The following is a 10,026-nucleotide window of genomic DNA, read 5'->3' on the forward strand; positions in this document are numbered from 1 at the left end:
CCCATGGCAACGCTTGAAATCCGCGACCTGCACGTCTCCGTCGAAGCCGAGAACGGCACGAAGGAGATCCTCAAGGGCGTCGACCTGACCGTGAAGCAGGGCGAGACCCACGCCATCATGGGCCCCAACGGCTCGGGCAAGTCGACCCTCGCGTACTCGATCGCCGGGCACCCCAAGTACACGATCACCAGCGGCACCGTCACGCTCGACGGCGAGGACGTCCTGGAGATGTCGGTCGACGAGCGCGCCCGCGCCGGCATGTTCCTGGCCATGCAGTACCCGGTCGAGGTCCCCGGCGTCTCGGTCTCCAACTTCCTGCGCACCTCCGCCACCGCCGTCCGCGGCGAGGCCCCCAAGCTGCGCACCTGGGTGAAGGAGGTCAAGTCCGCGATGGAGCAGCTCCAGATGGACCCGGCCTTCGCCGAGCGCAACGTCAACGAGGGCTTCTCCGGCGGTGAGAAGAAGCGCCACGAGATCCTCCAGATGGAGCTCCTCAAGCCGAAGATCGCGATCCTCGACGAGACCGACTCCGGCCTGGACGTCGACGCGCTGCGTCAGGTCTCCGACGGCGTCAACCGCGTCCGCGAGACCGGTGAGGTCGGCACGCTGCTGATCACGCACTACACCCGGATCCTGCGCTACATCAAGCCCGACTTCGTGCACGTCTTCTCCGGCGGCCGCATCGTCGAGTCCGGCGGCGCCGAGCTCGCCGACAAGCTGGAGAACGAGGGCTACGAGGCCTACAGCACGAAGGGTGGCGCATCCGCGTGACATCTGCCCATCAGGGGCTCTCCGGCCTCCTCGACACCGAGGCGATCCGCAAGGACTTCCCGCTCCTGGATCGCGTGGTCCACGACGGCAAGAAGATCGTGTACCTCGACTCCGCCGCGACCTCGCAGAAGCCGCGGCAGGTCCTCGACGCGCTCACCACGTACTACGAGCGTCACAACGCCAACGTCCACCGCGGCGTCTACACGGTCGCCGAGGAGGCGACGGCGCTGTACGAAGGCGCCCGTGACAAGGTCGCGGCCTTCATCAACGCGCCGAGCCGCGACGAGGTGATCTTCACCAAGAACGCCTCGGAGTCGCTCAACCTCGTGGCCAACATGCTGGGCTGGGCCGACGAGCCCTACCGCGTGGACCACGAGACCGAGATCGCCATCACGGAGATGGAGCACCACTCCAACATCGTGCCGTGGCAGCTGCTCTCGCAGCGCACGGGCGCGAAGCTGAAGTGGTTCGGCCTCACCGACGACGGGCGCCTCGACCTCTCGAACATCGAAGAGGTCATCACCGAGAAGACCAAGATCGTCTCGTTCACGCTGGTCTCGAACCTGCTGGGCACGATCAACCCGGTGGAGACGATCATCCGGCGCGCGCAGGAGGTCGGTGCGCTGGTCTGCATCGACGCCTCGCAGGCGGCCCCGCACATGGTGCTCGACGTGCAGGCGCTGCAGGCCGACTTCGTGGCCTTCACCGGCCACAAGATGGTCGGCCCGACCGGCATCGGCGTGCTCTGGGGACGGCAGGAGCTCCTGGAGGACCTGCCGCCCTTCCTCGGCGGCGGCGAGATGATCGAGACCGTCTCGATGCACTCCTCGACGTACGCGCCGGCCCCGCACAAGTTCGAGGCGGGTACGCCCCCGATCGCCCAGGCCGTCGGCCTCGGCGCGGCCGTGGACTACCTGTCGGCGATCGGCATGGAGAACATCGCGCGCCACGAGCACGCGATCACCGAGTACGCCGTCCGGCGCCTCCAGGAGGTGCAGGACCTGCGGATCATCGGCCCCACCACGGCCGAGGACCGCGGCGCGGCGATCTCCTTCACGCTCGGCGACATCCACCCGCACGACGTGGGCCAGGTCCTCGACGAGCAGGGCATCGCGGTCCGGGTCGGCCACCACTGCGCGCGGCCGGTCTGCCTGCGGTACGGAATTCCCGCGACCACGCGAGCGTCGTTCTATCTGTACTCCACTCCGGCCGAGGTCGACGCCCTGGTCGAGGGTCTTGAGCACGTACGGAACTTCTTCGGGTAGGGGCTGGTCGTGAAGCTGGATTCGATGTACCAGGACGTCATCCTGGACCACTACAAGCACCCGCACGGGCGCGGTCTTCGGGACGGCGACGCCGAGGTGCACCACGTCAACCCGACGTGCGGCGACGAGATCACGCTCCGCGTGAAGTACGACGGCTCGCGCGTCGAGGACGTGTCGTACGAGGGCCAGGGCTGTTCCATCAGCCAGGCCTCGGCGTCCGTCCTCAACGAGCTGCTCGTCGGCAAGGAGCTGGCCGAGGCGCAGAGGATCCAGGGCACCTTCCTGGAGCTGATGCAGTCCAAGGGCCAGATCGAGCCGGACGACGCGATGGAGGAGATCCTGGAGGACGCGGTCGCGTTCGCCGGAGTCTCCAAGTACCCGGCCCGTGTGAAGTGCGCCCTGCTCAGCTGGATGGCGTGGAAGGACGCGACCGCCCAGGCGCTGGGCGACGCGGAGAGGAAGTCGGCATGACCGAGAACGCCGAGGCCACGATGAAGCCGGCCTCCGAGGAAGAAGTCCGCGAGGCGCTGTACGACGTCGTCGACCCCGAGCTGGGCATCGACGTCGTCAACCTGGGCCTGATCTACGGCATCCACATCGACGACTCGAACGTCGCGACGCTGGACATGACCCTGACGTCGGCGGCCTGTCCGCTGACCGATGTGATCGAGGACCAGGCGAAGTCCGCGACGGACGGCATCGTCAACGAACTGAAGATCAACTGGGTCTGGATGCCCCCGTGGGGCCCGGACAAGATCACGGACGACGGCCGCGAGCAGCTCCGCGCGCTCGGCTTCAACGTCTGATCCACGCACGCGTGGGAACGGCCGTGCCCTTCGGGGCACGGCCGTTCCGTGTTTTCCGGGGCGCGACCTAGTACAGGCCCGCCGCCCGGGCGAGCTCGGGTGCCAGGTTCTCCTTGCGGATGCGCTGGTCGACGTAGACGAGGCCGGTGATCAGGGGCGGGAAGACGGAGACGACGACCTGGCTGATCAGCTGGCCGACGGCGAGCAGGACGACGAAGCCGACGAGGGAGGCGATGACGGCCGCGGGGTCGTCGCCGGAGAAGTCGGCCGTCGCCAGGGGGACCGAGAGCAGGAGGGAGAAGGCCTGCTGGATCAGCCAGCCGACGACGGCGGCCATGGTCCCGGCGGCGAAGAGGCAGCCGAAGACGCGCCACCAGGAACCGCGGACCAGGGCCGAGGAGCGGCGCATCGAGGCCATGGTGCCCTGGTTCTCCATCACCGCGGCGGCCGGGGCCAGACTGAACTTCACCCAGAGCCAGAGGACGAGCGGGACGAGGGGCAGGGCGGCGAGCGTCGCGCCGCCGAAGACCGTGAGCACCAGGGTCACCGGACTGCCGCCGTCGAGGTGGAGGAGCAGGGCGACGAGCGTCCCCACGTACACCACGACCAGGAGCACCATCGGCAGGCTCGTCAGGATCACGGTGCCGAGGACGGCCGGCATCCGGGCCCACGACCGGCGCCAGACCGCACCGAAGGTCGTCGGCCGGCCGAGGACCGCCTCCTGGATCACGGCGGGGCAGGCCGCCGCGATCACGGCGTTGGCGCAGAGGACCGTGATCGTGCCGGCGATCCAGACGCAGGCGAACGCGACGAGCAGCGGGCGGACGTCGTCCCACTGCGGTTCCTGGCCGGGCGGCAGGTCGAACACGGCGGGGAAGAGGTCGCCGACGGCCGCGTACGCGATGCCGAGCGCCGCTCCCACGGCCAGCAGGGCCACCCCGTACACGGTGGCCGTCACCCCGAGCAACTGCTTCCAGTAGCGGCCGAAGGTGGCGAAGGCGCCGGTCAGGATCGAGCTGAAACCGAGCGGCGCCAGGGGTATCACGCCGGGCTTCGGCGGCGGGGGCGGGGGCGGGTAGCCGTAGCCGTAGGGCGGCCCCGGGGGAAACGTCATGCGGGACACCGTATAGGTCGGGATGCGTACGCCCGTACGCAAGGCTGTGTACGCTCGTACACATGGGTTACGGACTGCTGGCGGGCGCCATCGCGGCGGAGATCCTCGCCACCACCTCGATGAAGTACAGCGAGGGCTTCACCAAGCTCTGGCCCTCGATCGTCACCGGCGCCGGCTATCTCATCGCCTTCGCGCTCCTGGCGCAGGCGCTCAAGACGCTCCAGGTCGGCACCGCGTACGCCATCTGGTCCGGGGTCGGCACCGCCGCCGTCGCCACCATCGGCGTCCTCTTCCTCGGCGAGACCCTCAGCCTCGCCAAGGTCGCCGGCATCGTCCTCATCATCGCCGGGGTCGCCGTCCTCAACCTCGGCGGCGCGCACTGATGGGCCGCCCCCGCCGCCACGACCCCGAACGGCGCGAGCGGATCGTGGAAGCGGCCCTCCGGGTGGCCGGGCGGGCCGGGATCGCCGGTCTGAGCCACCGCACGGTGGCCGCAGAGGCGGACGTACCGCTCGGCTCGACCACGTACCACTTCGCCTCCCTCGACGACCTCCTGGTCGCCGCGCTCCGCAAGGCCGACGGGGGCTTCGGGCGGCTGCTGCGCGAGAGCCCCGCCCTCGCCGCGCGGGACAGCGACCTCGGGACCGTGCTCGCCCGCCTCCTGGGCGAGTGGATGGGTGGCGGACGCGCCCGCGTGGAGCTGGAGTACGAGCTCTACCTCGCCGCCCTGCGGCGCCCCGCCCTCCGCCCCGTCGCCGCCGAGTGGACCGGGACCGCCGTCGCCGCCCTGGCCCACCGCACCGACCCCGCCACCGCCCGCGCCCTGGTCGCCCTCATGGACGGCATCCGCCTCCAGGTCCTGCTCACCGACGGCGTCTACGACGAGGAGTACGCGCGCGCGATGCTCACGCGGATCCTGAACGAACCACCGAACTCCCCGGTCCGAGGCCTGTCGGAACCGCCGACGCGCCCGACCGAGACCTGAGACCGGTTGGCCCGCGCGGGGCCCCGCCGGTTAGGTTCTCCGTCATGACCACTGCTCCTCGCACCACCGGCGCCGTCGCCGCCGGCCTCGCCACCATCGCCGGCGACGGCACCGTTCTCGACACCTGGTTCCCCGCCCCCTCGCTGACCGACGCGCCCGGCCTCGCCGGCACCGAGCGGCTGACCTCCGACGAGGCCCTGAACGCCCTCGGCGAAGGCGCCGCCAAGGCCCTCGGCGTGGACGCCCGCCGCGGCGTCGAGGTGGTCGCCGTCCGTACCGTCATCGGCTCGCTCGACGAGAAGCCGCTCGACGCCCACGACGCCTACCTGCGCCTGCACCTGCTCAGCCACCGGCTGGTCAAGCCGCACGGCCAGAGCCTGGACGGCGTCTTCGGCCTCCTCGCCAACGTCGCCTGGACCTCGCTCGGTCCGGTCGCCGTCGACGACATCGAGAAGGTGCGGCTCAACGCCCGCGCCGAGGGCCTGCACCTCTCCGTGACGAGCATCGACAAGTTCCCGCGCATGACCGACTACGTCGTGCCCGCCGGTGTCCGCATCGCCGACGCCGACCGCGTCCGCCTCGGCGCCCACCTCGCCGCCGGCACCACCGTCATGCACGAGGGCTTCGTCAACTTCAACGCCGGCACCCTCGGCACCTCCATGGTCGAGGGCCGGATCTCCGCCGGTGTCGTCGTCGGCAACGGCTCCGACATCGGCGGCGGCGCCTCCACGATGGGCACCCTCTCGGGCGGCGGCAACGTCGTCATCGCGATCGGCGAGCGCTGCCTGATCGGCGCCGAGGCGGGCGTCGGCATCGCCCTCGGCGACGAGTGCGTGGTCGAGGCCGGTCTGTACGTCACCGCCGGCACCCGGGTCACGATGCCCGACGGCCAGATCGTGAAGGCCCGCGAGCTCTCCGGCGCTTCGAACATCCTCTTCCGCCGCAACTCGGTCACCGGCACCGTCGAGGCCCGCCCGAACAACGCGGTCTGGGGCGGACTCAACGACATCCTGCACAGCCACAACTGACCCACCGGCGGGACCCTGACCGCCCGGCCCGGCCTCAGACGGCCGGCAGGGCGGTCAGCCGCCTCCCGTGGAGGGCGAGCAGACGGTCGCCGGAAGCGGCGACGTACCACTTCTCCACCGGGCCCGTACCGTCGTTGTAGGTCCAGCGGTGCTTGCCGCCGCGGGCGTCGAAGGCGAGGACACCGCCGCCGGGGTCGAGGTCCGTCGCCGCGTACAGGGGGCCGCCCACCTTGGCGAACTGCCAGGGGTGCGCCACTTCGAGCAGGTCCTCGTTCTGCCAGATCACGCCGCCCTTCGCCGGGTCGACCGCGCGCGGCACATGGCTGGAGTCGGAGGCGCAGAGGACCCCGTCCAGGACCGCGGGGTCGTGGAGGCGGGTGAACTCCTCGGCAGCGAGGGACCAGCGCTCCGCGCCGTCCGCCGGCGCGAAGGCGCGCAGCCGCTGCCCGTCGGCGATGATCGCCAGGTTCCCGTGGGCGGCGAACCGGCCGCTGTTGGACCGGCCGATCCTCTTCGTCCAGAGCTGGCGGCCGGTGGCCGCGTCGCGGACCGTCACGTTCTCGCGGTAGTCGGTGTAGACGAGAGGCCGCCCGACGACCGCGGCGATGACACCGGACTCCTCGGTGCCCGTGTCGCGGCGCTCCTGCCACACGACCTTCCCGGACCTGGTGTCGATCGCCGCGATCACGTTGTCCGGGGTGCTGAAGCCCTTCTCCAGGATGCCCGCGAGGACGTAGACGCGGTGCTCGTCCGCGGCGATCGTGCGCGGCTGGGAGAACCGCTTCCCGAGCCGGCTGTGCCAGGTCTCCTTGCCCGTGGCCGGGTCGAGACCGACGACGTCCCCGTCGTGCTCGGCGCTCGCGAGGTAGAGGGTGCCGCCGCTCACCAGCAGCTTCGCGCCCGGTACGGCGACCTCCCGGCGTGACCAGACCTCCTTGCCGGTGACGACGTCCCGGCCCACCAGCGGGTCGCCCGAGACCAGGACCACGTCGCCGGCGACCGCCAGCGCGTCGAGGGCGCCGAGCGCCCCGGCCGCCGCCTCCCCCTGCCACAGCGGTCGCGGGGCGGTGCCCGGCGGCGGGGTGGTGAAGGCGCCCCCGCCCGTGCCGGGCGTGCTCGTACCCGGGGCGCTCGCCGACGGTGCCGGCTCCTCCACGGGCCGCATCCCCAGGCGCCCGCGCCGAGGGCCGCGAGGCCGATTCCGGTTCCGGCGAGGCGGAGCAGACGTCTGCGGGACACCTCGGGTCCCTCGCCGCCGGTTCGGTCACCCGGTGTTCCGGCCGCGCGTCCCCCACGTATGTGGTGCATCCGCCCGATCCCCATTTCCCGTTCGGGACCCGAAGCGGGTCCGGAACGGGCTCAGGCTAGCCACGGCACGACGGTCCGGGGGGCGGTACGCAACGGGGACGACGCCGTGAAACTCCCGTCACACGGCAACTCTTTTGGTGACATTGCGTTAAACGGAGCGGAGCGCAAGGTTCCAGTGGACGAGGCGAGGAGTCGACATGAGGACGAAGCCCATGGTTGCCGGAGTGCTCACGGTGGTGGCGGTCCTGCTACCGGCCGGCACGGCCGTCGCGGACGAGACGCACACACACGCGCACAACGGCCCCCACATCTCCCTGATCTCCACCGGGCAGATCGACGACCCGCTGGAGGACGTCCTGGAGCACGCCGCCATCCTCGGCAGGACCTACACGACCGACTCCGCCTGAACCAATGCCTCGTACGCCTCCCGCAGCCCGTCGGCCGTCTCCCGGGCGGCGGACTGCAGGGGTTCGCGCAGCGGCCCGCCGAGCAGGGCCTTGGCGGTGACCGTGCCGGGCAGGCCCGAGGCCATCATCAGCTCGGTCAGCGGAAGCAGCCGGGCGTGCAGCCGGGCCGCCTCCGCGGTGTCGCCCGCGTCGAAGGCGTCGAGGACGGCACGGAGCTGACGCGGTGCCACGTTGGCGACCGTACTGACGTAGCCGGCGCCGCCGACCGCGTACAGCGGCAGGTTCAGTTCCTCGCTGCCCGAGTAGTACGCGAGCGAGGTCTCCGCGATCACCCGGGCCGAGCCGAGCAGGTCGTACGCGCAGTCCTTCACCGCCACGATCCGGGGGTGCCGGGCGAGCCGCAGCATCGTCGCGGGCTCGACGCGGGTGCCGGTGCGGCCCGGGATGTCGTAGACCATCACCGGCAGTTCCGTCGCGTCGGCGACCCTCAGGAAGTGCGCCTCGACGGCCGGCTGCGGCGGGCGGCTGTAGTAGGGGGTGACGACGAGCAGCCCGTCCGCCCCCGCCTCCTCCGCCCGACGCGCCAGCTCGACGGTGTGCCGGGTGTCGGCGGTGCCGACGCCGGAGAGGACGGAGGGGGCGGGGCCGACGGCCTCGCGGACGGCCCGGACGAGCGCGGCCTTCTCGGCGTCCGTGGTGGTCGGGGACTCGCCCGTGGTGCCGTTGAGGACCAGGCCGTCGCAGCCCTCCGCGAGGAGACGGACGGCGAGGTCCCGCGCCGCGCCGAGGTCGAGCGCGCCGGCGGGGGTGAACGGGGTGATCATCGCGCAGAGAGCGCGGCCGAAGGGGCGTTCAGTGCTCATCACCGAAGTCTGGAGGCGGCGATGGTGAAGGTCCACTTAGATCTGCTTGGTTCGAGAGATAAGCACTGCTGAAGACTTCCAGGGTCCGGCACCTCGCAGGCCTCGCAACCTCATATGCCTCACAGGCCTCACAGGCCTCACAGGCCGAGCTTGAAGCCGTCGTGGCTGCGGGCGAAGCCCAGCGAGGCGTAGAAACGGTGGGCTTCCGTCCGCCTCTTGTCGCTGGTCAGCTGGACCAGCGCGCAGCCGCGCTCCCTCGCCCGCGCCACGGCGCGCTCCATCAGTTCCCGGCCGAGACCGCCGCCGCGCCGGTCGGCCCTGATCCGGACCGCCTCGATCAGGGCCCGCTCGGCGCCGCCCTTGCCGAGCCCCGGGATGTACGTGATCTGGAGGCAGCCCACGACGACCTCCCCGTCGAGGAGGACGAGCATCTCGTTGCGCGGATCGGCCCCGATGTCCGCGAAGGCCCGCTCGTACGCCTCCGTGACGGTGACCGAGGCGGGGTCCACGACGGTCCGCTCGTCCGCCAGGAGGGCGAGGACGGACGGCAGTTCGGCACGGGTGGCGGGGCGGAGGATCATGCCGCGCAGTCTGCCACGGGGCCGGTACTTGACCTCAAGCATGGTTGAGGAAGGACGGTGGGGGCATCCGAACAAAAGGCAGGAGATCCGCCCATGAACGCCGTCGCGCGCCCCGACGCCCGTCCCGACTTCCACCGCCCCGGAGTCGGTGCCGTCCTCGCCAGCACCTGGCGGGTCGGCACCCCCGAGCGCCAGCGGGCCGCCGTCGAGGCCATCCGCAAGGCCTGGGAGAGCAGGGAATGGCCCGACCTCGGGCTGCTCTCGTACACCGTGTACGCCGGGACCGACGGGGACACGCTGCTGCACTACTCGCAGTGGACCGCCGAGCAGGCCTACGAGGACTTCGTCCGGACCTACCGCGACGACCGGAACGCCGAGATCGACGCGGCCGTGCCCGGCATCGAACGGGTCGTGCTCCACCGCTACGCGCCCCCGTACCGCTCCGCCGTCCTCGACGGGCCGAGCGCCGGGGCGCTGCCCGGGGTCCTCGCGGTCGTCGAGGTCGACTTCGACGGGCCGGACGCGGAGCGGCAGCGGGTCTGGGTGGACGCCGTGTTCACCGCCCTGGACGACGACGCGGGGAAGCGGCCCGCGCACGGCGGGATCGGCGCGCACTTCCATCTGTCCACCGACGGCACCCGCGTCCTGAACGTGGCCGAGTGGGAGAGCGAGCGGGCCCACGCGGAGTGGCTGGCCGAGGACGCGCCGACCGGCGAGTCCTGGGCGCGCGTGCGGCGGTACCCGGGACTCGTCGGCAGCCGGGTGCGGCGGTACACGCCCGCGCTCAGCCTGAGCGCGGGCGTCTGACCGGCCGGCCGGTCCTACGGGCGGAAGCGCAGCACCTGCGGGTCGTGGTCGCTGTCCTGGTCGGCGAACTCCGCGTTGATGTGCACGCTGT

The 10,026-nt window shown here is 71.5% G+C and carries 13 protein-coding genes; 9 read left to right on the top strand and 4 right to left on the bottom strand.

The window, feature by feature from the left end; translation table 11 throughout:
• Nucleotides 1-3 precede the first annotated feature (3 nt).
• Genes sufC through ACFWUY_RS30945 form a run of 4 tightly spaced genes read left to right on the top strand, consistent with a single transcriptional unit; the run spans nucleotide 4 to nucleotide 2,842 of the window.
• Nucleotides 4-771 (top strand): Fe-S cluster assembly ATPase SufC, encoded by a 768-nt coding sequence (gene sufC, locus ACFWUY_RS30930; RefSeq protein ID WP_384117336.1) that lies wholly within the window; start codon nucleotides 4-6, stop codon nucleotides 769-771.
• On the top strand, nucleotides 768-2,036 hold the full coding sequence (locus ACFWUY_RS30935) for a cysteine desulfurase (protein ID WP_384117339.1): 1,269 nt from the start codon (nucleotides 768-770) through the stop codon (nucleotides 2,034-2,036). The genes sufC and ACFWUY_RS30935 overlap by 4 nt, the downstream gene beginning before the upstream one ends.
• 9 nt (nucleotides 2,037-2,045) lie before the next feature.
• Nucleotides 2,046-2,507, top strand: a complete 462-nt coding sequence (gene sufU, locus ACFWUY_RS30940; protein ID WP_384117342.1) for a Fe-S cluster assembly sulfur transfer protein SufU — start codon at nucleotides 2,046-2,048, stop codon at nucleotides 2,505-2,507.
• Nucleotides 2,504-2,842, top strand: coding sequence for a metal-sulfur cluster assembly factor (locus ACFWUY_RS30945; RefSeq protein ID WP_017238620.1), 339 nt, complete (start codon nucleotides 2,504-2,506; stop codon nucleotides 2,840-2,842). Before sufU ends, ACFWUY_RS30945 begins: the two co-directional genes overlap by 4 nt.
• A 67-nt stretch (nucleotides 2,843-2,909) precedes the next feature.
• Here ACFWUY_RS30945 and ACFWUY_RS30950 read toward each other — a convergent pair whose 3' ends face one another.
• Nucleotides 2,910-3,956, bottom strand: coding sequence for an oxidoreductase (locus tag ACFWUY_RS30950; protein ID WP_384117346.1), 1,047 nt, complete (start codon nucleotides 3,954-3,956; stop codon nucleotides 2,910-2,912).
• Between the two features lie 62 nt (nucleotides 3,957-4,018).
• Between ACFWUY_RS30950 and ACFWUY_RS30955 the strand changes: the two genes are divergently transcribed.
• From ACFWUY_RS30955 to dapD, 3 genes are read left to right on the top strand one after another with little or no spacing between them, the layout of a single operon-like run.
• A complete protein-coding gene (locus ACFWUY_RS30955; RefSeq protein ID WP_384117349.1) occupies nucleotides 4,019-4,339 on the top strand; it encodes a DMT family transporter in 321 nt (106 codons plus the stop codon).
• Entirely contained in the window at nucleotides 4,339-4,941 is a 603-nt protein-coding gene (locus ACFWUY_RS30960) for a TetR/AcrR family transcriptional regulator (protein WP_384117352.1), read from the top strand. Before ACFWUY_RS30955 ends, ACFWUY_RS30960 begins: the two co-directional genes overlap by 1 nt.
• A 44-nt stretch (nucleotides 4,942-4,985) precedes the next feature.
• On the top strand, nucleotides 4,986-5,969 hold the full coding sequence (dapD, locus tag ACFWUY_RS30965) for a 2,3,4,5-tetrahydropyridine-2,6-dicarboxylate N-succinyltransferase (protein WP_384117355.1): 984 nt from the start codon (nucleotides 4,986-4,988) through the stop codon (nucleotides 5,967-5,969).
• 34 nt (nucleotides 5,970-6,003) lie between these two features.
• On the opposite strand, the gene ACFWUY_RS30970 is transcribed toward dapD, so the two are convergent.
• Nucleotides 6,004-7,125 (bottom strand): PQQ-binding-like beta-propeller repeat protein, encoded by a 1,122-nt coding sequence (locus tag ACFWUY_RS30970; RefSeq protein ID WP_384117358.1) that lies wholly within the window; start codon nucleotides 7,123-7,125, stop codon nucleotides 6,004-6,006.
• 349 nt (nucleotides 7,126-7,474) lie between these two features.
• On the opposite strand from ACFWUY_RS30970, the gene ACFWUY_RS30975 reads away from it, so the two are divergent.
• On the top strand, nucleotides 7,475-7,684 hold the full coding sequence (locus ACFWUY_RS30975) for a hypothetical protein (protein WP_384117361.1): 210 nt from the start codon (nucleotides 7,475-7,477) through the stop codon (nucleotides 7,682-7,684).
• Here ACFWUY_RS30975 and dapA read toward each other — a convergent pair.
• Nucleotides 7,663-8,547, bottom strand: coding sequence for a 4-hydroxy-tetrahydrodipicolinate synthase (dapA, locus tag ACFWUY_RS30980; protein WP_384117364.1), 885 nt, complete (start codon nucleotides 8,545-8,547; stop codon nucleotides 7,663-7,665). The two genes, ACFWUY_RS30975 and dapA, sit on opposite strands and share 22 nt — an antisense overlap.
• A 137-nt stretch (nucleotides 8,548-8,684) precedes the next feature.
• Nucleotides 8,685-9,128: a GNAT family N-acetyltransferase gene (locus ACFWUY_RS30985; RefSeq protein ID WP_384117367.1), complete on the bottom strand. Its 444-nt coding sequence runs from the start codon at nucleotides 9,126-9,128 to the stop codon at nucleotides 8,685-8,687.
• Between the two features lie 93 nt (nucleotides 9,129-9,221).
• On the opposite strand from ACFWUY_RS30985, the gene ACFWUY_RS30990 reads away from it, so the two are divergent.
• The gene (locus tag ACFWUY_RS30990; RefSeq protein WP_384117370.1) at nucleotides 9,222-9,935 is read left to right on the top strand and encodes an antibiotic biosynthesis monooxygenase; all 714 of its coding nucleotides are present in this window, start codon (nucleotides 9,222-9,224) and stop codon (nucleotides 9,933-9,935) included.
• Nucleotides 9,936-10,026 lie beyond the last annotated feature (91 nt).

Source organism: Streptomyces sp. NPDC058664, assembly GCF_042716635.1.
Lineage (GTDB): Bacteria > Actinomycetota > Actinomycetes > Streptomycetales > Streptomycetaceae > Streptomyces.

Excerpts from the sequence above, each read along its gene's own strand:
- ACFWUY_RS30990 (WP_384117370.1), top strand. The coding sequence starts at position 9,222 with ATGAACGCCGTCGCGCGCCCCGACGCCCGTCCCGACTTCCACCGCCCC.
- ACFWUY_RS30960 (WP_384117352.1), top strand. The coding sequence starts at position 4,339 with ATGGGCCGCCCCCGCCGCCACGACCCCGAACGGCGCGAGCGGATCGTG.
- ACFWUY_RS30945 (WP_017238620.1), top strand. The coding sequence starts at position 2,504 with ATGACCGAGAACGCCGAGGCCACGATGAAGCCGGCCTCCGAGGAAGAA.
- dapA (WP_384117364.1), bottom strand. The coding sequence starts at position 8,547 with ATGAGCACTGAACGCCCCTTCGGCCGCGCTCTCTGCGCGATGATCACC.
- sufC (WP_384117336.1), top strand. The coding sequence starts at position 4 with ATGGCAACGCTTGAAATCCGCGACCTGCACGTCTCCGTCGAAGCCGAG.
- ACFWUY_RS30985 (WP_384117367.1), bottom strand. The coding sequence starts at position 9,128 with ATGATCCTCCGCCCCGCCACCCGTGCCGAACTGCCGTCCGTCCTCGCC.
- ACFWUY_RS30975 (WP_384117361.1), top strand. The coding sequence starts at position 7,475 with ATGAGGACGAAGCCCATGGTTGCCGGAGTGCTCACGGTGGTGGCGGTC.
- dapD (WP_384117355.1), top strand. The coding sequence starts at position 4,986 with ATGACCACTGCTCCTCGCACCACCGGCGCCGTCGCCGCCGGCCTCGCC.
- ACFWUY_RS30950 (WP_384117346.1), bottom strand. The coding sequence starts at position 3,956 with ATGACGTTTCCCCCGGGGCCGCCCTACGGCTACGGCTACCCGCCCCCG.
- ACFWUY_RS30955 (WP_384117349.1), top strand. The coding sequence starts at position 4,019 with ATGGGTTACGGACTGCTGGCGGGCGCCATCGCGGCGGAGATCCTCGCC.